Source organism: Shewanella sp. 0m-6 (assembly GCF_052977325.1).
In genome coordinates this window covers 104,906-128,367 of record NZ_JBRIMD010000004.1, presented here as the reverse complement: position 1 = coordinate 128,367, position 23,462 = coordinate 104,906, and the positions used below count along the sequence as shown (strand labels likewise).

At 45.7% G+C, this 23,462-nt stretch carries 19 protein-coding genes; 10 read left to right on the top strand and 9 right to left on the bottom strand.

Annotated elements, in window-relative coordinates; genetic code table 11:
• Positions 1 to 162 precede the first annotated feature (162 nt).
• On the top strand, positions 163 to 1,233 hold the full coding sequence (locus tag ACVBJC_RS04520; protein ID WP_447159701.1) for a nuclease-related domain-containing protein: 1,071 nt from the start codon (positions 163 to 165) through the stop codon (positions 1,231 to 1,233).
• 349 nt (positions 1,234 to 1,582) lie between these two features.
• On the opposite strand, the gene ACVBJC_RS04515 is transcribed toward ACVBJC_RS04520, so the two are convergent.
• Entirely contained in the window at positions 1,583 to 2,884 is a 1,302-nt protein-coding gene (locus tag ACVBJC_RS04515; RefSeq protein WP_447159702.1) for a HipA domain-containing protein, read from the bottom strand.
• Positions 2,885 to 2,887: 3 nt separating this feature from the next.
• Positions 2,888 to 3,124: a helix-turn-helix domain-containing protein gene (locus tag ACVBJC_RS04510; RefSeq protein WP_447159703.1), complete on the bottom strand. Its 237-nt coding sequence runs from the start codon at positions 3,122 to 3,124 to the stop codon at positions 2,888 to 2,890.
• A gap of 579 nt (positions 3,125 to 3,703) precedes the next feature.
• On the opposite strand from ACVBJC_RS04510, the gene ACVBJC_RS04505 reads away from it, so the two are divergent.
• The 3 genes from ACVBJC_RS04505 (at position 3,704) to ACVBJC_RS04495 (ending at position 6,920) form a co-directional block, all read left to right on the top strand.
• Entirely contained in the window at positions 3,704 to 5,080 is a 1,377-nt protein-coding gene (locus tag ACVBJC_RS04505; protein WP_447159704.1) for a tyrosine-type recombinase/integrase, read from the top strand.
• Between the two features lie 367 nt (positions 5,081 to 5,447).
• A complete protein-coding gene (locus ACVBJC_RS04500) occupies positions 5,448 to 5,975 on the top strand; it encodes a hypothetical protein (RefSeq protein ID WP_447159705.1) in 528 nt (175 codons plus the stop codon).
• A 372-nt stretch (positions 5,976 to 6,347) separates the two neighbouring features.
• Positions 6,348 to 6,920, top strand: a complete 573-nt coding sequence (locus ACVBJC_RS04495; RefSeq protein WP_447159706.1) for a recombinase family protein — start codon at positions 6,348 to 6,350, stop codon at positions 6,918 to 6,920.
• Positions 6,921 to 7,616: 696 nt separating this feature from the next.
• On the opposite strand, the gene ACVBJC_RS04490 is transcribed toward ACVBJC_RS04495, so the two are convergent.
• The gene (locus ACVBJC_RS04490) at positions 7,617 to 7,853 is read right to left on the bottom strand and encodes a hypothetical protein (protein WP_447159707.1); all 237 of its coding nucleotides are present in this window, start codon (positions 7,851 to 7,853) and stop codon (positions 7,617 to 7,619) included.
• Positions 7,854 to 8,032: 179 nt separating this feature from the next.
• Here ACVBJC_RS04490 and ACVBJC_RS04485 point away from each other — a divergent pair, with 179 nt between their 5' ends.
• On the top strand, positions 8,033 to 8,578 hold the full coding sequence (locus tag ACVBJC_RS04485) for a hypothetical protein (RefSeq protein ID WP_447159708.1): 546 nt from the start codon (positions 8,033 to 8,035) through the stop codon (positions 8,576 to 8,578).
• A 229-nt stretch (positions 8,579 to 8,807) separates the two neighbouring features.
• On the opposite strand, the gene groL is transcribed toward ACVBJC_RS04485, so the two are convergent.
• Complete coding sequence (groL, locus tag ACVBJC_RS04480; RefSeq protein ID WP_447159709.1) at positions 8,808 to 10,454, bottom strand: chaperonin GroEL; 1,647 nt, start codon at positions 10,452 to 10,454, stop codon at positions 8,808 to 8,810.
• Between the two features lie 96 nt (positions 10,455 to 10,550).
• Complete coding sequence (locus ACVBJC_RS04475) at positions 10,551 to 10,841, bottom strand: co-chaperone GroES (RefSeq protein WP_220782516.1); 291 nt, start codon at positions 10,839 to 10,841, stop codon at positions 10,551 to 10,553.
• Positions 10,842 to 11,087: 246 nt separating this feature from the next.
• Between ACVBJC_RS04475 and ACVBJC_RS04470 the strand changes: the two genes are divergently transcribed.
• The 5 genes from ACVBJC_RS04470 (at position 11,088) to ACVBJC_RS04450 (ending at position 14,695) form a co-directional block, all read left to right on the top strand.
• Positions 11,088 to 12,449, top strand: coding sequence for an MATE family efflux transporter (locus ACVBJC_RS04470; protein ID WP_447159710.1), 1,362 nt, complete (start codon positions 11,088 to 11,090; stop codon positions 12,447 to 12,449).
• 66 nt (positions 12,450 to 12,515) lie between these two features.
• A complete protein-coding gene (locus tag ACVBJC_RS04465; protein WP_447159811.1) occupies positions 12,516 to 13,172 on the top strand; it encodes a Qnr family pentapeptide repeat protein in 657 nt (218 codons plus the stop codon).
• A gap of 205 nt (positions 13,173 to 13,377) precedes the next feature.
• Positions 13,378 to 13,776 (top strand): c-type cytochrome domain-containing protein, encoded by a 399-nt coding sequence (locus ACVBJC_RS04460; protein WP_447159711.1) that lies wholly within the window; start codon positions 13,378 to 13,380, stop codon positions 13,774 to 13,776.
• Positions 13,777 to 13,902: 126 nt separating this feature from the next.
• The gene (locus tag ACVBJC_RS04455; protein WP_447159712.1) at positions 13,903 to 14,277 is read left to right on the top strand and encodes a hypothetical protein; all 375 of its coding nucleotides are present in this window, start codon (positions 13,903 to 13,905) and stop codon (positions 14,275 to 14,277) included.
• 61 nt (positions 14,278 to 14,338) lie between these two features.
• On the top strand, positions 14,339 to 14,695 hold the full coding sequence (locus ACVBJC_RS04450; protein WP_447159713.1) for a DUF6677 family protein: 357 nt from the start codon (positions 14,339 to 14,341) through the stop codon (positions 14,693 to 14,695).
• Between the two features lie 129 nt (positions 14,696 to 14,824).
• Here ACVBJC_RS04450 and ACVBJC_RS04445 read toward each other — a convergent pair whose 3' ends face one another.
• The 4 genes from ACVBJC_RS04445 to ACVBJC_RS04430 all read right to left on the bottom strand — a co-directional run bounded on the left by ACVBJC_RS04445 (position 14,825) and on the right by ACVBJC_RS04430 (position 23,352).
• Positions 14,825 to 15,136 (bottom strand): hypothetical protein, encoded by a 312-nt coding sequence (locus ACVBJC_RS04445; protein WP_447159714.1) that lies wholly within the window; start codon positions 15,134 to 15,136, stop codon positions 14,825 to 14,827.
• Between the two features lie 319 nt (positions 15,137 to 15,455).
• The gene (locus ACVBJC_RS04440) at positions 15,456 to 17,858 is read right to left on the bottom strand and encodes a zinc-dependent metalloprotease (protein WP_447159715.1); all 2,403 of its coding nucleotides are present in this window, start codon (positions 17,856 to 17,858) and stop codon (positions 15,456 to 15,458) included.
• Positions 17,859 to 18,071: 213 nt separating this feature from the next.
• Positions 18,072 to 21,776, bottom strand: a complete 3,705-nt coding sequence (locus tag ACVBJC_RS04435) for a response regulator (RefSeq protein WP_447159716.1) — start codon at positions 21,774 to 21,776, stop codon at positions 18,072 to 18,074.
• A gap of 181 nt (positions 21,777 to 21,957) precedes the next feature.
• Positions 21,958 to 23,352 carry a PhoH family protein gene (locus ACVBJC_RS04430; protein ID WP_447159717.1) on the bottom strand — a complete coding sequence of 465 codons (1,395 nt, stop codon included), beginning with the start codon at positions 23,350 to 23,352 and terminating at the stop codon, positions 21,958 to 21,960.
• Positions 23,353 to 23,462: the final 110 nt, after the last annotated feature.

The following is a 23,462-nucleotide window of genomic DNA, read 5'->3' as shown; positions in this document are numbered from 1 at the left end:
TGTTTATTGGTTCAATAGCTGAACAAGTTACAGCAATACCAAGCTAAAACTCATTCTTTTCAGTAGCTTTTTCAGTCAAACAGCAGATAAAATGAGCGGCATAATTATCAAGCTGCTAGCTAATCGGTTATCGCTAGGCAGTAGAACGGACGCTATTGATAAATGATTCTGAAAACTAAATCCTTACAAAATGCGCAATCAGCCCAAGCGATTGCAGGCCAGCAGCAAGAACAAAACGTGGCGTTCTTTCTGCGCCGCGCTTATAAAGATCACCCCCAAGTTTTAGTGATCAACGACTTCAAGTTCCGCTTTAATGACGAAGTCGCCCAGATAGACCACCTCATTGTATATAGCTACGGTTTTATCTTGGTTGAGTCGAAGAGCATCAGAGGTCAGGTAAAGGTCAACCAACAACAGGAATGGACGCGCAGCCTAAGCACTAATCAAGGCAAGAGTGACAAGTGGCAAGGCATGCCATCGCCCATCAAGCAAGTTGAGCTGCAACAAGCTCTATTACTCGAATTATTAATGCATCATCGCAGTGAGATTTTAGGCAAGTTATTCGGCATAAAACAGCAAGGCTTCAAAGGTCGATGCTGGGATCATCTATGCGCGGTATCGAGTGACGCCATTATCGATAGAAAATCCATGCCCAAAGCGGTATCAGACAAGCTGATAAAATCCGAGTTTCTAGTAGAGAAACTCGACAAGGTGATGAACCTAAAATCTAAGTTTGCCAGATTTATACACGCTAGCGATACACGCCCAGACTTCAATCAACAAGAACTAGAATCTGTCGCTTCATTTCTTATCAAACAACATATCGCACCTAAATCGACTGCCACAAAAGCAAACACAGAAAAAAACAAAGTTGCCACAAGCGAAAGTACAGTGCCACCAGCTACAACTTCACTTGCAAGCGCACCAACGGAGTCAGCCGCTATCGCAAAGCTAGCGCAACAAACGATTGCAGAGCCAGCTCAACCCGCTCCTACCGAAAACAGCCAAGCAATACAGCTAGTTTTGCGCTGCAAACATTGCAGAGAATCAACGAATTACACACCAATGTATGGCAAATTCGGCTATTACATACATTGCAAACAATGCACTAAAAACACGCCGATGAAACAAGCCTGCCCACAGTGCAGTAGCAAGAATACAAGAGTGAAGAAAAGCAAAGAAACCTACACCTTGAGCTGCAATGAGTGCGGTTGCGGCCAACAGGTGATTTAGGGCTTAGAGGAAGTTTTCTCTGCCCCCCGTTTTTAGATTCTGTGACGCTAGTCGTCTTTCTAGCGCAGTAATATTGATGCAACTAGTAGGTTTCATCTGCAATAGTAACCTTGGTGATAAGTCATAGCCTTAAGCTAGAGGTAACTAAAACTAAACTTAGGCTCCAGCTAAAATCATCGACAGAACAGCTATGTAATTAACAACCAGAATAATAAAAGTCTCGATATCGTTAGATATCGAGACTTTTATTATTCTTTTTCAAGAAATTCGGCTTTAAGGTTTTCAGCTATAGACCAGCAGACATTTTGGCTAATTTTACGCCTGATAAACCGTGTTAGAGCAAGGCGAACTACAACTCAATCTCTTTGATTTCAGGCGCCATAGCTAAATAGCGTTCACACCTTGCCAATAGCTGCTTTCTATAAGCATCGACAAATGCTGTTTCATCTATATCAAGCGCTGGCAGCATAGCGATAACCTCATCTATGGTTTGGGTTATCTTGGTGGCCATTTGAGTTAGGTTGTTGACCAACAGCGCTCTTGGCAAACCTATATCTTCGATAAACGAGGCTAACTGATAGGCATAGATCTTATTTGGATCGAATTCATCATCGATCGCCATTGCTAACTCTTGCTCAAATTCATCGTATAGCGCGACACACACCAAGTCGTACCATGGTGTAGGCTCTAAGCCTGTGGGCGTCATAAAGAATGAGTAGTTTTTACCGTGAGCATCGGCATTGCCGGTAAGTAAGTTAAATAACGTCCATTGCAGCATATCTTGTTTAGCAGCCGCAGGATTACTGCACTGACTCGCTAAACCAAATAACCTTGCAAAGCTAACGCCCTCACGGATATCTTTTACATCACGGCCAGTACCGAAGTTACGCTCATACTTTTTGTTAACGCTAAAGCCGAGTGTTTGGCAGCTATCAATAATATGCCGTCTCAGCACTTTTTGCTCATCTGGCAAATAGCGGCGATCAAAACGCTCAACACATAGCGCTTTATATTGGCCAAAGTAACTGATATCAACATTGGCTACATTCATCGATATAGCTTTAGCTAAGCGCATGGTCAGAAATTCATTAATGACTAAATGCTGATGCTTTTCAAACTTCAAAATGTGCGTAGACGAAAGCGCGCCATCAGCAAAGCCGAATGCCTCACCGTTATAGAACAGATTCAGTTTTGACTGCACACCAGCGACCGACAACCTTGGCTTACCATCCCACACTTCCATTGGCCAAACATCTGGATCTTCGAGGCGCTTAATGACTTCAGCATCGCTTATCTCTCTGAATGACGTCTGAGGTAGTAATGTTCCTTTGAGGGAAAAGGCAATTGCACCTGCGGTATCTAAACCAATGCCACGAATAAGCGCAAAGGTGTTGCCCCTAGACACACCTAGCGATTCAACCAGATAGTCGAGCCCTTTGTTCTCGGGCAGCAAGTTAACCAAGAACATTGAGATTTGATTACTGCTGCCTGTGCCATTAAGTAGGATCATTGGGGAAATTGGAAAGCCATCTTGTTGCCAAGCATTACTGTAGCTAACCGAAAATACCTCAGTTGCGGTATCGAACGACAACTCACCGATAATTTGCTCACCAAGGTGCATGTCTAAAACAAGCTTGTTAGCCGTGGCCATCTGTTAGTACCACCCACTCGCGTTGTCACTACTGTTTTGCTTCGCAACAATCGCAATACCTAAACCATCGAGGATTTTAAACACTGTAGAGATATAAACATCTTCACCTTTTTCTACTCGGATAAAGGTCTTTTTAGTGACACCACACAACATGGCCGCCACCTCTTGAGTCAGCCCCGCTTGCTTACGGCTTTGTTTAACCTGTAAGCCCAATGAGTGTTGATCGAGTGAAGAGCCCATAACTAAATTCCGTAATGCTAACTAAAAGTGTACCTTGCTACACTTTAGCCCTGAATGTTCGATTATTCAATATAGAAGTGTAACAACATACACTTTAATCAGGTTTATACATCGAACAACACCAAAGGTGTAGTTTCATACACTATTGAGCAAGGCTTGCCATCAAACACCCTAAAAGTGTAACTGACTACACTTTTCTGCTTAACCTCGCCCGATAGCTTATCCTGCTAAATTTCATGCATTAAAAAACCCGACACTGTTGCCAGTCTCGGGTTTTTCTATTCTTTTACAAGAAGTGGCTTTAAGTTTTTAGGCTATAGACCAACATAGGCTTTACGTTCTAACGCAGGAAAAATCGCTTTAGAGCAAGGCTTCTTGCCACGACGTTTAGCTTTCTTAAACGAGTGGCAAGGTAACGCAGCTATAAACGATTTTAACCAGTTAGATTACATGCCCAATGTGCCTCAAGCACCTCCACAACCCGCAACCAGCCTCGAAACCCCTGATACTAGTAGCTTTGCTTTACACATAGGTGTATAACATCGCCGCATAACAATCCTGTTAGAATGAGGTCATCAGGTGGCAGACAATAAACATTTGGTTCAACGTGGGAACATATGGTGGTTCGTAAGGCGTGTGCCTCAAAACCTAAAGCATATCTACCCAGATTGCTCTCGCATCCAAGAGTCTTTAAATACCTCAGACATTCGTGTCGCTAGAGCCAAGAGAGATGTCCTCATAGGTGAGATGCAGAAGCTGTCTCTGTCCTCTATGAGTAGCCAAAGAAGCATGTTCAAGCATCACATGAAAGAGCTTAAAGCCATCAAGATGCAGGATGAAAAGCAATACAATAGGTTCCTTTCGACCCTTAACCAGCAGGAACTAGCGCAGGAGCAAGAAATCCCCGCCAATGCACCTGTATGGGATCGAGTCCTATCACCAGACTATATAGGCAAAGAGGATGATAAGGCGTATGTCGAGGCATTCAAGGCCGTTACCTCAGGACGAGACCATAGCCCAGAGTTCTCTATAACGCTGCTTGAAGCTGTCGATGAGTATTGCTCAGACCGTAAAGGCCAAGTCACGCCAACGACACTAACCAAGACTAAGCGTAGCGCTGAGTTACTCTTAAGCTTCCTAGGTAAGAAAGACCTGTTAGCTGACAGCCTAGAACGTCGTCAAGCCTATGACTGGCTTCGTCATCTAGAGACCAGCTATTCAAGCAACACGGTATTTGCTCACCTGAGTCATATGCGTAGCGTCTATAAGTGGCTCATCAATCGAGGAGACATGATCGGTAACAATGTGTTCGAGGGTCAGACCATCAATGCTAATGGCAGTCATCAGAAGTACCAGTTGTTCGAGTACGCTGAGTTGCGTCAACTAAATGAACTGATTGAGCTGCAGTCGGCCGAAGTAAACCTACACTTCAAGCTTGGCCTCCATACAGGGGCGCGACTATCGGAGCTAGGTGGCTTAGAGCTGACTCAGGTTATTCTAGATACCGACATCCCCTACCTGCTTATCAAGACAGGTAAACAGAAGACAGGTGTGACTCCTAAGTACCGTTCAGTGCCTGTTGCTGACAATGTCCTTGAGCTACTGAGAGCACAGTACGACATAGCATTGACCTCTGGTAGCCAGTACCTTTTCTGCGACACGATTTCAAACGATAGACAGGATGGTCGTGCGGCACAAGGCATAGGAGCTAAGTTTAGCCGAGTGAAGAAGAGGGTCACAGACAAGAGAACCAAGGCGTTCCATTCGTTACGTGTCCATGCAGCGACTTGGTGTCAGGCTCAAAACATACCAGAGCACATAACCTCGACACTACTAGGCCACAGCAACGGGCAGACCATGTCATACGCCTACTATGCCAAGCAGAACCCAGACCTGAGACCGTACAAGGAGGCTATCGAGTTGCTAGCGGCTTCAGTCTCTGAGGCTATCGACTAAATATCATACGTTATAGCGTGAAGCTACGTGAAATCTAGTGGTCAACACCTTGGTGGCTATTTCAGATTTCACGTAGGAGCACATTAGATAGAGTCCGCACTCCGGCACATGAATCACTTGCTGTGGTTACTCTTCCCTAAGAAAGACCACTCATGACACTTCCCTCTCCAAAAAGTCGTCAACACAGAATCAATGACTAAGAGCATGGTAGATTCGCATACTTTATAAACAGCAAGTATCAAGCGGTTATTTTTTGAACTTTGTGACGCAAGCGTAAGTATCTGAAGAAAAAGCACATGTACGAATTGCAATCAGCAGTTGTGACCCCATATCTATCTTTGACATTCACAACATGAGGCATCATTACATGGCTATTACGTACGAGAACCTAGACCCAACCACTCGCAATTACATGCGCAACGAAGTAAACCTAGACTTAGAGCAAGACAGAGTATATCGCAGCAAGCACCTCAATGTAGGCTTGGAAGATGCGTGGGACGATGCTCTAATAGAAGCTGTAATTACTCATGATGACACTTGGCTTGAACATCAAGTTGAAACGCAGAAAATGCTTAGAGACTCATATCAAAAGCGTACTCCGTCAGGAGGGGTGACTGTTGCTAAGGTACCTGTAAATGCAGCTCAGACCCTAGCAGAAGGCGAGTTTAACAGGTATTACTGCCGAGGTTTGTGTGCCAGAGCCATTGAAGAGGAAAGGCAGGTTGAAGTATACCGTGGGAAACCCGTACAAAATGCACGTAGCGCATCAGTAGCCATGATCGGTAAGGTTTATAACCCTAGAGAAATACTCGAAGACCTTAGGGCTAATCCTCTAGATACAGCCCTTGGTCTACCACCAGGACCTAACTCAGGGTTAACCATCAAACTTATCTAAGTTGCTTTGCAGAGCTGTATCTGTTCAGTCTGATGCAGCTTTTCAACCGTAAAGTACACAACCACACTTCTAAAAATGTCACAAATTTCGGAGGCCATCTTTAATAGGAGTCGTAAGCCTATTTCCCCCGTACCCCACCTAGCCTGACATAAAAACCATATCTTTTATCTACTCGCCATGCTACTGACACCCAACATTCTTGTTCCTATCGCTATGACTCGGAGTTCTATACCCGTAGGCTCAACAAACCATCGTTAGATGACACCATCATAAGTGACCCATAGCTCGTATCAACAAATTACCCATTGACATTGATGACACCCTTTACTATTGTTGACACCGTTTATGATACCACTCAATGAGACTAACCTAATGAGAACCTTTGCATACTGTCGTGTATCTACCGTTGAGCAGAACGCTGCAACACAAGCCCACCAGCTTAAGGAGAGAGTCGCTGACCTATTGGATACGCGCATCATAAGTGAATCTATATCTGGTGGTGTCGCTGCTATGGCTCGTCCAGCCTTTAAGGAACTAGTCGACCACAAGCTTGAGTCTGGTGACAGATTGGTAGTCTTGAAGCTTGACCGCTTAGGACGAGACGCTATTGATGTACTTCAAACCATTAAGATGCTGACAGAGAAAGGCGTCTCAGTACAATCGTTAGACCTGCCTGTATCTGACCTTAGCACTCCAGAGGGAAAGCTGATGCTTAGCCTTATGACTGCCTTTGCTGAGTTCGAGAAGTCTAGGATTGTCGAGAGGACACAAGAGGGTCTTGCGAGAGCTAAAGCCGAGGGTAAAACCTTAGGCCGACCAGTAGCAAAAGGTACGACTCAATCAGTGCTCAAAGCTAGAGCCGATGGTCTATCCCAAGCCAAGGTAGCTCAAGTGCTCGGTCTATCATTGGCGACCATCAAGAGACACTGGAACAAGGAGCTGTAAGCCCTCTAAATGATCCGTAGAGGCACGTTAGGCCTGACTTAGTACAATGGTAGCCATGAGATCTTATTGAGCCACTCAGGATCGCTTTAGCGTCTTTAAATGTCCGTCTGTCTGTGGTTACCTGTTTTTGTCGACCCAAGCTAGAACGCAGCGAAGGATGTGCAGTGGAGATTTTGCGTTATTAGGTAAATCAAGTAGTTACATTCAAGTGGTAAAAGTGGCCCCTCAAAGCGGACTATGGAAGAAGAGTCGATCTGTTGATGACCTCTCTACCTCAAGTCTAACCTGAGCCTCTCCTGTGGATACCCCTTGAGCCTCTAGCCTATAAGATTAATCTGGTCCCGTCTCTCTACTACAAGACATCCTCAGAGAAATACCTTAAGTAAGAAATCCCTATCAAGATAATAAATCCTATCTACCTATGACACCTAAAGACTACCTTAAGATTGCGTGGTCAAGTACCATAAATCAGCCTTTGCCACAAGTAATTATTGTGTTGATGGTCTTTTTTGCTGTCTGATTGAGTAAACTTTAGCCTCTCACTGATGACGACAAGATGAGTCGATTAGACGCTACAACAGTCATTATCTGGATGGTCGACAAGGCTCCTATTTGATCCTCAGTAAGGACTTATCGACTCATCTATACAAGGTCTAGAGTTTAAAGGTTGGTGCCTCTCAGCCCCTGTTTAGTGCCTTAGCTAACAGCGACCGCGTAGAGGCTTAAGGTCGGACTGATGATACAAGGGAGACCTGATAGTAATGCGTTGTTTGCCGCCTCTGGTGTCTGATGGACATCCCAATAAATCCTAAGCGCATCCTCTGAGGTGGCGTTGTGTACCTCATCAGTCATGACCATAGCCAGAGCGTCACATGTGCTGTCTATTTGTGCTTGATAAGTTGTCGGGATTGGTTGAATAGTATCTATTAGCATGGTTTAAATATCTCCTGTGTTATTTGAGGCGCGGAGGATAACCATAGACAATACTTCTTGTATCGATAGTCTCGTACATGAGACTTTTTCTTGTGACAACAGTCACTTAATGCCGACTCAACTGATCAACTCCTGATCAAAGCTCAGAAACATTAAGTAATTCACAAGGAAAAACACTCATGAAAACTATCCAGCTAACTTTCAATCAGGTCACAGCGACTATCACTTCTAATGAAGACGGCATGTACGCCCTTAACGACATCCACAGAGCCTTTGGTTTGTCTAAGACCAATGCCCCAAGTCAGTGGCGAAGCGACACTGCTTCACGTCTTCGTGACTCTGCAAATTTGCATAGTGAGAGACACGGTAAAACACAGCATCTTGTCGCTACTCAGAAAGCTCTATATGCCTACGCAATGTGGTGCGACTACGACTTCTATGATGCAGTGTTAGATGCATTCACAGCTATAACCAATGGTGACATCGCTAAGACAATCTCTATCGCTCGTTCGGTAGCTGACGTCCAAGGTGAACGTGCCTCTGAGTTATACGGTAAGCCGTACTTCGCCATGAAAGACGTTGCAGCAGTCTTGCAGTACACACACGTACCCACTGCGAACAAACTTTGTAACCACATGGTTGTAATGAAGAAACATGAGGTATGTGCTCGATCAGCACACGCCTTACTAGACTCCAAGTGGCATGCCCACGTGTTCCCCCCCTAAGTTTTGCACCTGCATATTTCCGGTAGCAGTGTGATGTGTACGAATAGAGTCTCCACTTCAAAGGTGGAGACTTCACGTTTCTTTAGACCACCAAGATACAGGTAACAAAAAGGGAGCCTTACGACTCCCCTCTTGGTGTATAACTTTTTGTAGCAATCAACTGTATAACATTAGCGTATAACACACTTATGTAAACCTTTGATTTTAAAGGGCTTGAGTACGCAAAGGCTTACATGCCCATGCCGCCCATACCGCCCATACCACCCATACCGCCCATGCCGCCCATATCAGCTGCATCGTCTTTAACTTCAGCAACCATACACTCGGTTGTGATCATTAGACCGGCAATTGAAGAGGCGAACTGTAGCGCGCTACGAGTTACTTTAGTTGGGTCAAGAATACCCATCTCTAGCATGTCACCATATGTGTCGTTACCTGCGTTGTAACCGTAGTTACCCGTGCCGTTCTTCACATTGTTAGCAACAACTGAACCTTCTTCACCCGCGTTAGTAGCGATTTGACGTAGTGGCGCTTCCATTGCACGTAGTGCGATGATCACACCGTGCTTCTGGTCTTCGTTAAGTACTTCTACTTCACCAATTTTGCTTGCTACGCGTACTAGTGCAACACCACCACCAGCAACCACACCTTCTTCAACCGCTGCGCGAGTTGCGTGTAGTGCGTCTTCTACGCGTGCTTTCTTTTCTTTCATTTCAACTTCAGTCGCTGCGCCAACCTTGATTACGGCTACGCCGCCTGCAAGTTTAGCCATACGCTCTTGAAGCTTCTCTTTGTCGTAATCTGACGTAGATTCTTCAGCCTGGATTTTGATCTGTGCTACGCGAGACTTGATTTGAGCCTCTTCACCGTTACCGTCGATAATGGTTGTGTCATCTTTAGTGATGATAACGCGCTTAGCAGTACCTAGATCTTCTAGAGTGGCTTTTTCAAGCTCTAGACCAATCTCTTCAGCAATAACAGTACCGCCAGTTAGGATAGCGATATCTTGTAGCATTGCTTTACGACGATCGCCAAAACCTGGTGCCTTAACAGCAGCAACTTTAACGATACCGCGCATGTTGTTCACAACTAGGGTTGCTAGTGCTTCACCTTCAACGTCTTCAGCAACGATAAGCAGTGGCTTACCTGTTTTAGCTAGACCTTCAAGGATTGGTAGCAATTCACGGATGTTAGATACTTTTTTGTCTACTAGAAGGATGAATGGGCTTTCTAGTTCAACGCTGCCAGTTTCTGGCTTGTTGATGAAGTATGGAGATAGGTAACCGCGGTCAAACTGCATACCTTCAACTACGTCTAGCTCGTTCTCTAGTGCTTGACCTTCTTCAACAGTGATAACGCCTTCTTTACCTACGCGCTCCATCGCAGTTGCGATGATTTCACCAATTGACTCGTCTGAGTTAGCAGAGATGGTACCAACTTGAGCAATCGCTTTAGTGTCTGAACACTCTTGAGATAGGTTTTTAAGCTCGGCAACAGCAGCGATTACCGCTTTGTCGATACCGCGCTTAAGATCCATTGGGTTCATGCCTGCTGCAACGGCTTTTAGGCCTTCAGTTACGATTGCTTGCGCAAGTACTGTTGCAGTTGTAGTACCGTCACCGGCTGCATCGTTGGCTTTAGAAGCAACTTCTTTAACCATTTGTGCGCCCATGTTTTCGAACTTATCTTCTAGTTCGATCTCTTTTGCTACTGACACACCATCTTTAGTGATAAGTGGAGCACCAAAGCTCTTGTCTAGTACAACGTTACGACCTTTTGGGCCTAGGGTAACTTTAACTGCGTTAGCTAGAACGTTAACGCCTGCTAGCATTTTTACGCGTGCGTCATTACCAAATAATACTTCTTTAGCTGCCATCTTTAATGTCCTTTAAATTCTTTTGAAATGACTAATGCGTTGTTGGCCAGTCGCTCGATCACGCATCAGTATTGGAAAATGTCTAAATGGAGTGAATTAGCTCACTACAGCCATTAGATCTGATTCAGAAAGGATTAGCACTTCTTCACCATCAATTTTTTCTTTCTTTACGCCGTAACCTTCGTTGAAGATAACGATGTCGCCAACTTTAACGTCAAGTGGCTGAACAGTACCGTTTTCAAGAATACGTCCGTTGCCTACAGCAAGAACTTCACCGCGGCTAGATTGCTCTGCTGCGCTGCCTGTTAGCACGATACCACCCGCTGACTTTGATTCAACTTCTGAACGCTTAACTATGACACGATCATGTAATGGACGAATATTCATCGATGGATACTCCAATTGTTTTTATGCCTAACTTATCTGCAGGCTTTTAAAGATAGTAACGACTTTACTCGATTTCACTTAAGTAAAACCAAAACTGTCGCTTGATGTTCGATACATGGGGGTTAATGTGCTCGGTTCCAAGCCCCATTTACAAAATAAATCCGATTTTTTTGACCCAGCCGGATAAAATTTGTGGCAATCCTGATAGAATTCGCCCTCCGAGTAAAGACTAGGCAAGAGTTCCCTATGAAAGACAGACACGGGCTGCTATCTCAGCCAATTGGTCGTGTACTGCTAAATATGAGCCTTCCAAACCTGATTGGTATTTTAACCATTCTCGGGTTCAGCCTCGTTGACACTTTTTTTATCAGCCAATTAGGCACCGAAGCCTTAGCGGCGATCAGTTTTACCTTTCCCGTGACCTTGATTATTTCAAGTATTGCTATCGGTATTGGCGCTGGAGTATCGACTAACCTAGGGCGCTTGATTGGCGGCGGACATGCAGATAAGGCAAAGGTGTTTTTACACGATGCATTAATGCTGACCTTCTTGCTTATTGCCTTTATCGCTCTACTCGGCAGCCTGTGTATCGACCCGCTATTTAGCCTGCTTGGTGCCAACCAGTCCAGCTTACCGCTTATTCATGACTATATGTTTATCTGGTACTTAGGGGCGCCACTACTGGTGCTGCTAATGGTGGGTAACCAAGGCCTGCGCGCCACAGGGGATACTCGTTCTCCAGCAAAAATCATGATGCTCGCGGCATTAATCAACCTTATTCTCGACCCATTGCTGATTTTTGGTATTGGGCCATTCCCACGCTTAGAGATTGAAGGTGCGGCGATTGCGACCGTGATCTCTTGGGTGGTGGCGCTGTCACTGTCGACTCATCTGTTGATTTTTAAGCGCCACTTAGTCGGCTTTGTTGAACTCAACATAACTCGCCTGAAATGCAACTGGAAGCAGCTGGCGCATATTGCTCAACCTGCAGCGATGATGAACTTACTTAACCCGCTAGCCAATGCCATTATTATGGCGATGCTGGCGCGTATCGACCATAGCGCTGTGGCCGCCTTTGGTGCCGGAACTCGCTTAGAGTCAGTGATGCTGATTGCTGTGATGGCGTTGTCATCTAGCCTAGTGCCATTTGTGGCGCAAAACCTGGGTGCGGGGCAACCCCAGCGTGCCCGTAGCGCGCTATTGCTGTCACTTAAATTTGTATTGGTGTTCCAAACCTTGCTGTATTTACCACTGCTGTTTTTAGCCAGACCATTGGCAGAGCTGTTTAGTAGCGACCCGCAGGTCATTGAGTGGCTCACCTTTTATATCTTGGTGATGCCTGCGGCCTATGGCCCATTGGGCATTGTGATTTTAGTGGCGACCTCGCTTAATGCCTATCACAGGCCGATGAGTTCACTTATCTTAAACGTGTGCCGTCTGTTTTTAATCATGCTGCCGTTAGCGGCGCTGGGCTCATATTTAGGTGGAGTGAAAGGTTTGCTCTTAGCGCTACCTATTACTAACGCGATTATGGGTATTGCCTGTTATATTTTGGCGACACGGATCTCGGAGCCAGAGAAAACCGATATCACTGTTAGCCAAGCTTAACGCTAATGCTAAATGCCAATTGCAGAGGCTATCGTTAATGCAACGTTTACCGCTAAGGAACAGCTCATGCACGCCGTTGACCAAATCTTTAATGATGAAGACTTCTCTGATCAGGACTTGCAAGATGCGCGCTTTGAGCGCTGCAGCTTTTATCAATGCCGCTTTAATCATAGCGACTTAACTGATGCCCAGTTTATCCACTGTAAGTTTATTGTGCCAGGTGAGGATAAGGGCTGTGACTTTAGTTACGCCACCCTGACCAATGCCAGCTTTAAACACTGTAATTTGAGTATGGCGATCTTTAAAGGGGCCCGTTGTTACGGCCTTGAGATGCGTGAGTCTAACCTACAAGGTAGCGACTTTAGCCGCGCTAGTTTTGCTAATTACATCACTCCGAAAAGCTATTTCTGCTCGGCCTATATCACCAACTGTAACTTAGCCTATGCCGATTTTGGCGGCATGTTACTGGAAGAGTGTGAGCTATTTGATAATCGCTGGCGTGGCGCTAATTTAACTGGCGCATCGATGAAAGGCAGCGATTTAAGCGGCGGCGAGTTCTCGCCAGAACAATGGGGCAGCTTTGAGTTACAAGGTGCGAATATCACCCGAGTTGAACTCGATGGACTCGATCTGCGCGTAGTGAGCCTTGAAGGTGTCATGATTAATCAGTGGCAACAGGAGCAGCTACTTGCGCCGTTAGGCCTGATTGTGACGCCCGATTAGGCAGTCGTCGCTCACAACAACTAGCCTGGCATATCGCTGCACAGCAAAAATTATTCTGCATCAACTTGAGCGCAATAAAGCCTGCTACCGCTCCAGTTCCCCTTCGCTTAACACACGTTATTTAGCAGTAACAACTATAGTTAAGGTAACTGTAAACTCGGCTGTGAGTCGGCTTTATATTACTTTTGTATTTAAGGAGGTCATTATGACCGCCCTCAAAATCCTCTTACTGTCTGCATTAATTTTTCTGGTGTTTTTTTTAGGCCTGACTCCTAATGTCAGCTTTAAACATCAAGTGCAACCTATCTTCCAAGCATCTTGTATTGAGTGTCACTCAGCCACGGGTGAAGGCACACAAAGCTCAGGATTAATACTCGATAGCTACGCGAGCCTAATGCTAGGTACAAACAAAGGGCCTGTGGTTGTGGCTAACAGCCCTACATCGAGCACGCTCTATCTCGCAATCGATCATCAGCTCGACTCGTCTATCCAGATGCCACCGCATCATGAAGATCACGCCAGCCAAGGTCAAAGGAAACCCCTGACCAGCGAGCAGATTAAAGTGATTAAAGATTGGATTGAACAAGGCGCCATGGATAATTAAACACCCTGTGCCAGCCGTTATTGATGCAACACCCATAAACAAAAATTTATGGGTGTTCCCTGCTATTGCCTGTTACTGTTACTGTTACTGTTTATGCCCATCACGATAAGAAAGAGCGCTCATAAAATGAATGTTACAGCCTTATTTTCACTCGTAATTAAAGTAATGCGGGTCCCTGTCATAGTTACAGTCTTAGTTGCAGTCATAGCCACCCCAACGATGGCCAGTGAGCCGTTGCAGTCTGAAGAGTATGCCATTGGCGTGATGGTAAAATCCCTCGATAACGCCATACAACATCCCTCAGCCGACGCTCTAGAATTGATTAGCCAATACGGCACAGATTCGCGTTACTATGTCATGATCCGTGGTTGGTTAGTTCAAGAGCTGCAAGGGGCCAACAGTCAGTTAGCTGCCAATCGCAAAGAGGATATGCATAAAGCTAAGCTGCAACAGAGAGTCGACTTTTTGCAGCAAGCGATCCGCCGTATCGATCTAGAATGATCGCTATTGGGCTCATCCATTAAGTCCTGTTCAAAACACGACGAAACAGACAAGATACATCATGAAAACATCCATAAAAGCTGCACTTCTATCTGCCTTTATTTGCCCTGGCAGTGGCCATTTTTATCTTAAGAAATACGCCATGGGTAAAGTGTTACTGGTCACCACTGTAACCAGTCTATGTTTTTTACTCTGGCACGCTTATCAACGCGCGCAGATCATCTCTCAGCAAATATTAAATGGCGAGATCCCACTTGAGCTTAATGCGATCTACAGTGCGGTAACCCAGGCGCCCCTTGGTAATGAAGCGCTTTATATCAATATTGCTACCATGGGATTTATTCTGGCATGGGTCATTGGGATTATTGACTCCTACCGTCTTGGCAAACAGCTCGATGATGCAGAACATAAGCACTAATCAGTAAGAAATAAGTAAGAAATAAGTAGCAAATACTAAGCAGTATCAAGAGCTGAGCCTCGGCTAAAACTCAGCCACAAAAAAGGGCTACTGTTCAGTAGCCCTTTTCATTGCTGTTAAGCCTAACGCTTACAGCGTCCGGTCTAGCAATGCCTCTGTTTTAGAGAAGTCATGCTGACTCGATGAGTGCTTATGCTGAGTCACTTTAGCATATGGATTCTTATCGAAATCATATTCATTCATTGCCGCTAGTGGCTTTGAAAAGTCATGACGCGTTGAGCCACGCTGAATATTATTTTTTTGGTTAGCTGGAATATTCTTTGAAAAATCATAATCGGCACTTGCCGCTATTGTTTTTGAGAAATCTGGTCGCTCAGCCATTGCTGAGGTGGAAATACAGCTAATCGCTACTGTTAAGGCTACGCTGGTTAACTTATTCATTTACAACTCCAATCTTATTTGCCTACATTCGATTAACAATCAGTCTACGTGATCCGACTGTTTTAGAGAACAAAAAAGAGGCAAATATTGCATTTTGATACAAATGAAACATAAAAGGCTAAATCTGAGTTCAGCTTTTATCAGATAGGATGACTTTATAACCTTCTGAGGTAATTAACTTTTTATGACTGGATTGGTATAACTCGCTTGCTCATTGACAGTTTTGGCTTAGCAATAAAAAAGACGCGATAATTCGCGTCTTTTAATTTTAAGCCTTAACCTGAGAGCAGAATCTTAGGCTTTAACCTTATAGTCAGCCTTAAATCGGTGAGCCAGGCGGCAATGCCAACGGCTTAGTGATTAACTTAGCCTTAGCATCGGTTAGTCCCTTCTCGACACCATGCTGCAACCATGCAAAGTGCGCCGATTCATAAGCACTCACACGCTTAGCTTTGCGTTTAAGCTGCTTAACCGTATAAGTTAGGCGCTCTGCTAACTGCGCTTTGACTTCAGGGCGGGTTTTGTCGTTATGATAAGCACTAAGTAAGCTATCAAGCGTGACAGCATTAACGCGCATCCACACCCCTAGCTCTGGTCCTGTAGGGATATCGCTAAACAAGGTTGCAGCAAGCACCTTGTCGGTCAGCTTGGTCACTGATAACTGCTCTTTATCGCTCAAATACGCCTGATTGACGCGGTTGAGTCGCTCTGGAGTGTAAATCTGTGACACGGTCAAGCGGCTCAGTACTTCAGCCATTCCCACAGGATCGGTAATCACCCCTAGACCAGAGTCGAAGCTCTCACGAGTTTTGTAATAGTTACCCGCCTTAGGCACCAATACTTCTTGCAGCTTTTCAGACACAACTAACGCTTCTGGTGACAAGGTTGCTAGCAAGACTTCTAGCGCTTGTTGCTGAATCGCTGGCGCAACATAGTGCCACGTTTGTCCATCGATACCATCGCCATAACTGTATGTGGTGCCACCGATCATTTTGGCTGCTGCAGCAATCTGGAAACGGGTCAGCAAGTAGATAGGCACAAATGCGTCTTGAAGCTCGCCTTGAGGCTGCTCAGCAAGTAGCGCCTCGGCAGAGAAATCATTAATTGCCTTGGTGCGCACTGCTGCAAGTCGCGTTAATTCGGCAACGGGATCATTACCATTGTCCCAAAGGCTAGCATAGGCATTACTCGCTCCCGCTGTACGGGAGTCAGCCTCGCCGATATACCTTAGGCCTTGTTTAGCCACATCATCACGTAGCTTGCTAAGCCCTTGAGCCTCGCTGCCATCGGCAAATTCACCGTAACCATAAGCCACGGTGTATTTATCCCACGCTCCAATACCTTCGTCGTAGGGTTTACTGATATCGATTTTATCACCATTGATTGCCACCATAGGGTGCGGGTAATCCATCACCGAGGCATTACTGTTACTTGAGGCGGCAAAGTTATGATCGAGCCCTAAGGTGTGACCCACCTCATGAGCTGACAGCTGACGAATACGTGCCAGCGCTAACGCCATTGCCGCATCGCCGGCGGCGGCTCTGTCTTCCCAACCCGCGGTTAAACCACGGGCAATAAGGTGATCTTGTCGTACGCGCTGACTGCCTAAGGTGACATGACCTTTAATGATCTCACCGGTGCGAGGATCGGTAACAGCTGAACCATAAGACCAGCCGCGGGTTGCGCGGTGAACCCACTGGATCATGTTATAACGCACATCCTGTGGATCGGCATCTTCTGGTAGCAACTCAACTTTGAAGCCATTAATAAAGCCTGCATGAGTAAATGCATCTTCCCACCAGCTCGCCCCTTCTAACAGTGCCGTTCTAATTGGCTCTGGAACGCCAGGGTCGAGATAATAAGTAATAGGTTTAACCACCTGACTCGGTGCACTGCCAGGGGTGACTTTTTCTAAACGGTGGCGCAATAAAAAGCGCTGACGAATATCTTCATCAACACGAGTACCATAATCTAAATACTCATCAGACAGGTAACCACTTAAAGGGTGATAAGCGCGTGCTTGATAACCCTCTTCTGGTAGCGCGATAAATGAATAACGCAGGCGTACCGAAAGGTGCTTAGCATCAGGGGTGACCTGGGCAACATAATCACCGCCTTTGGCAGCGTCGAAGGTGAGTAACACATCGATATCGCTGTTACGTTCAAAGGATTTAACCCCTTCAGGCAAAATAAGTGACTTGCTCTTGTCGAGCTGATAACTGCCTTGCTTGGTTTGCTCTAATACGTCACTGATCCCGTGTAGATCGTTAAGCACTAAATCGTTGATCGCAACAAGATTACGCTTCCCCGTAACCAACTTGCCACGCCACAACACTGACTCGGCAAAAGCTTCTTTAACGGCGCGCTGCTCGGCGACGTTGTCAGTGTTAGCGCGATAGGCTGTATTGAGCTGCTTTAAAATAAGGTAAGGGCCATGGCGCTCAAATTGCACCATGCGAGTTCGACCAAGCTGGCCTCTGTCTAGACCAATATCATTAGAGCCTACGCCATGGGGGAGGCTGGTTAGCATTAAAAATGGCTGGTTGAGCTTATTGGCTTCGAGGTAAAGATCCCCTGATGATGCGTCATAAAACAGATTAATGAAACCTGTTGCTGCCTGGCTTTTTTTAATCAGTGTTGCAGTGTTTGTAGTGGCAGCCACTGCACTGGTCATAGGCACTACGGCGAGTGCAATTGCCAGCGCGAGTTTGTAGGGTCTCATTCGATCTCCTTGATCTTGTTGATCGCTATCGCATTCGGTTAAATACAATAATCTTTATTTTTATTATTAAGATTGATTAGCTTAATAAATAGGCTTGCACTTTAGCAAGCCTATCTTGTTCTATTTGAGTAACTATCACTTAGGCGACTATGTTTGTCACATCAGTGTTTATCACATTAGGGTTTATAGCATCAGTGCTTATGGCATTCGCCTTTAGGACTTCCTGCCACACACAGCTATCCAATGGCTCAAGGTATCGAACAGCTCATTGAGCACTATCGGCTTGGTAATATGGGCATTCATCCCCGCCGCTAAGCTCTTTTCCCTATCACCAGACATGGCATGTGCCGTCATAGCGATCACCGGTAGCTGTTCGGTTGAGTATCGTTTACGTAACTCTTTAGTCGCCGTAAGACCATCCATCACCGGCATCTGAATATCCATTAATACCGCATCGTAATTGGCTTTATCTATCATATCTAAGGCGATCTGCCCGTTTTCGGCAACATCGACCGTGTAGCCCGCGCTTTTAAGTAACTCGGTAGCCACTTGCTGATTAATAAAGTTATCTTCAACCAGCAGAATATAACCAGAGTCTTGTTCGCCCACCTCTTCAATCACATCTGGCAGAGGGTTCAGACTTGGCTCATCGGCAAAGGCTGAGATAATCTCATCGAATAAAGATGATGCTTTAAATGGCTTTTGCAGCAAGGCATACACGTTCGCGTCGGCGACATCTTTTTGCATCGGCTCTGCAGTGTATGCGGTCATCATGATAATGATCGGCCGCTTGTCCAATCGACCATCCGCCACCATGGCATCGATCTCTTTAATCACCTCAAGACCATCCATCTCAGGCATCATCCAGTCGAGCAACAGTAGATCGATAGGTTTTTTACTTAGCTTATATAGGCCTTCTGGCCCACTTGCTGCCGTGTCGACATTGAAATGGAAATCCCTTAGTACGCTCGAATAAATCTGCAGCGCCGTTGGGTTATCATCAATAACTAAGGTTTGAAGGTTACCTAAGGTTTCAGGCACGACAAGCGGCAATACCTCAGCCTCCTCGGCAATCTCAAAGCTAATGGTGAAGCTAAAGGTACTGCCAACCCCCATTTCACTTTCAACCTGCATGGTACCGCCCATCATCGACACTAAGTGTTTACTGATTGAGAGCCCAAGACCTGTACCACCATACTTGCGGGTAGTGGACCCGTCAGCCTGAGCAAAGGCATCAAACAGGGTCGCCTGCTGCTCTTTACTAATACCAATACCGGTATCACGTACCCAGAATTTAAGGGTAATGCGGTGATCGCGCTCGCCCACATCTTCACAGCCAAGCTCAATCTCACCCGACTGAGTAAACTTAACCGCATTAGACAGCATATTAATCAGGATCTGCCCTAAACGCAGTGGATCACCTTCTAAAATAAGTCCAGCGGTAACAGGTGCGTACAAGAGCAGCTCGACTCCCTTTTCTTGTGCCTTAAGTCCATTTAGATCAAGCGCATGATCTAATACCTTATCTAGCGGGAAGGCGACGCGTTCGAGCTCTAGCTTACCTGCTTCAATCTTAGAGAAATCGAGGATGTCATTGATGATCCGCAGCAGCGAGTGCGCCGAGAAGCCGGCTTTCTCAAGGTAATCTTTTTGCTTTGGCGTGAGCGAAGTGCGCTGCGCCAACTGCAACATACCGATAATGGCGTTCATTGGCGTACGAATTTCATGACTCATGTTGGCCAAAAATTCACTCTTGTACAGGTTAGCCATTTCCGCGTCTTGTTTAGCTTCTAGCATCGAAACTTCGTTACGCTTATGGCGAGTAATATCTTTGTGAGTCCCCACCATACGCTTTGGCTGATTATTCGGGGTGAACTCTACCACTCGGCCACGAGACAATAACCAGTGATATTCACCGCTCTTGCCAAGCATTCTAAATTCGATATCGAAGGCACCAACAGGATTGGCAAGGTATTGCTCGCGATACTCTTGCACACGAATGCGATCGTCCGGATGGATCAGCTCATCAATGGTTGATGCTAAGGCTGGGAACTCATTGACCTTATAACCAAGCATTGAATAGTAGGCTGGGTTACAAATAATCTGCTCAGAGTCTAAATACCAATCCCATAGACCATCTTCCACCGCGTCCATGGCTAAGTGATAACGCTCTTCCGATAAACGCAGCTGCTCCGCCGACTCATATTCTCGCGTCACATCACGCCATACGGCAATAAGGCCTAACAGCTCACCACGGCGGTTATAGAAAGGGATTTTTAAGGTATCGAGTAGCACAGGTTTACCCGCAAGCTCTACCTTTTCCTGATAACGTAGCGGCGTTCTATCTGTGAGTACCCGCTCATCTTCGGCGCGAATACGCAACGACTGCTCGTCAGGTGTCAGCGCATCTGAGAACTGGCCAATAATTTCACTCTCGCTAAAGCCCAGCATACGCTCAGCTGACTTGTTACAACCTAGGTAACGACCCTCTTTGTCCTTAAACACAATCGCTTCGGGGATCGAGTCGAGCAGTGAACGTAGCAACGCATATTCTTGTTCGCGGCGCTCAGTGGTCTCTTTTAGTCGCTCGGTGCGCTGCGCCACTAGCTTATCGAGTCGCCGATTTTGCTCTGCCAAATGCCGGGTATATTGTTTGTTCTCTTCAAAAATCCGGCTCACCAACTGGAACCAGGGCGCCCATCCCACGGTAATTTTCTCGGGAGGTTTGATAGGTTCCGCCGAACACTCCTCTAGGTGAGTCAGCAATCGAGATGCCGGGTTAACGAATGAGCGGCGAGTCTGCCAGTGTACTATGGTCACCAAAATCGATAATGCTAAGACAACTAACACGAATGTCATCTCCAGCTTTTCCCATGAGTCTTTAAACAGGTCGTCGACATCTTGCAGATACAGTAGGCGCCACGGTGCGTTATGTAACGCAACAGAGTGAATATAATAACCGTTTCGGATAATGCCTTCGTGGGCATCAAACAGCTCCGACTCTGGGATCGAGTGCAGCTCAGACGGGATCTTCTGGCTGATATGATAAACACGATTGATATCAGAGTTGTCGATATCGCTATGGGTCAAAATATTATTATTTTGATCCAGCAAAATAACCGTGCCGGGCATTTTAAAGTACAAGCGGATCTGCTTTCTCAGCGAGGCCAGCGTCATGTCTAAGTTGATCGATCCGATAAACTCATCTTCGAGATATATGGGTACCCCAAGCGTAGTTAATAGGCCTTTACCGGTCGCTTCAACATAAGCGGGGCTCCAGGCAAAGCTGCGCTGCGGGTTATTCGAGGGAGTGACTAACTGAAACTGTTTCTTGTTAAGCAGTTCATCACGAAAGCGTTGCTCATCTGACGGCCACGGAAAATAAGACATGATGCGGCGTTTAGAGATGTAATAGATAGAAGAGGCTTTAGGCGCGGCTTCGTTTGCAACCGGAAAAGACAGCGAAAGCTCAAACAGCATCTCCAGTTCTTGATAAAACTGTTCGCTGCGACCATTAAGCGAACCCGCACCAGTGATGCGTCCCATGTTGGTGAAAGGATCACCACTTTTGGCGTAGCTGGGCTCTAAGGTAAAGAACTGGCCACTCTCGTTAAATTTTTCATACTGAGGTAAGCGGTCCTTACGCACCAGCTCCCCTAATCGTAAATGATCGACGGCAACGTTGCGTAGACTCTTAACCGCACGAATACTCGACTCCAGCAGCAAGTCCACCTGTAGCACGTGACGTTCAACTAACTCTTCGGTTTGGGCGATTAACTGGGCCTTCTGATTGTCGAATGAAATCCAAGCGGTTCCCAAAGCCATGATGATTACGCCGATATAGGTGTAAAAAACGGCTCTATTATAGTTTTTCTGAATCGTTGACTTTAGCTGAAGAGTCGGCTCAATCCGTTTCATTTACAACCCTTGGTATACTCTTTACGAGATTATTCAAATGCGCCCATTTTAAAGACAGGACTTTGGCGTTAATAATATCAGTAAGATAGCTTTCAATAATAGCTTAAAAGTGTAACTTAGAAGTTAAAAAGGCCTCAACAAGTGTGAGGCCTAATCCATTTATCAACCAAAACAGAGCGGGTTACAGGTTTTCTTCGGCAAACTCAGCAAGACGTGAGCGTACAACGCCATTGAGGTAGATGTTTGCACTGCCATCGAAGTCTTTAAAACGTTCGACAATATAAGTTAAACCTGAGGTCACAGCAGTTAAATAATTAGAATCTATTTGCGCAAGGTTACCACTACAAATCAGCTTAGTGCCTTCACCCATTCGAGTGATCATGGTTTTGATCTGTGAAGCCGTTAAATTTTGGCACTCATCGAGGATAACGACCGAATTTTGAATCGAACGGCCGCGCATAAAGTTAATCGACTTAAACTGGATATTGGCTTTATCCATGATGTAGTTCATGCTGCCACTCGGGTTGACATCATTCTTATGCAGCACCTCTAAAGTATCGGTGATTGCTGCCAACCAAGGGGTCATTTTTTCCTCTTCGGTGCCGGGTAAGAAACCAATAGACTCGGCAATTTCAGGCGTATTACGGGTCACGATGATTTTTTCATATTTACCACGTTCAACCACCAACTCTAACGCTGCAGCCATCGCGAGCAAGGTTTTACCACAACCTGCTGGGCCCGTTAAGATCACCAGATCGATATCTGGATCCAGCAATGCTTGCATCGCCATACCTTGGTAAATATTTTTAGGCTTAATTCCCCAAGCTTCGAGGTTCATCAGCCTTTCTTGACCTAAGTCTAAAAATTTAAGATCAGTAGGAGTCTTCTCGACAATGCGTCCACAAAACTCACTACTTTCATCGAGTAAATATTGATTGGTGTAAAACAGATCATCGCCGAGCTTATCGATCGGTACACTATGCACAGTATGGCGACCATCACTCTGGGTTTTCACCTCATCGGTCTGCTGCCAAAAATCCCCTTCGAAGCGATGAAAGCCTTTAGTTAAAAAGCGAATATCATCGATAAGCTGATCGGTACGGTAATCTTCTACCTGCTCAATGCCCGCACCTTTGGCTTTAAGGCGCATATTGATATCTTTGGTAACCAGTACCACCTTACGAGGTTTATGTAACGCCTGCAGATGCAGCGCAGTATTAATGATACGGTTATCGTTATTGTCACCTGGCATACTGCCAGTGGTAAACTCGATTTGATGGTCGGGGAAAATTGATAAGGTGCCACTGACATCGGCATGGTCTTCACGTCCTGGCAGGGGAACCCCTTGGACGATTTGCTCGGGCGTGGTTTTGCCACCCAAAATATCTTCTAATGCTCTAATCGCAACTCGAGCATCACGGCTGACGTCTCGTTTTCTATCCTTAATCAGGTCCAGCTCTTCCAGAACTGTCATTGGTACGACTACGTCATGTTCCTTAAATGAATAGATAGCTAAAGGTTCATGCAGTAATACGTTGGTATCCAGTACAAACAACTTTCTGTCGTCTTGTTCCATGGCGCCTCCAATTGTGTATTAGTGTCAATTACAAGATCGGTGCAGCTCCTTTTGTTGGTTACTAATTTGTTAACAACAATTCCATACTGCCACCAATAAGTTCCGGCTTC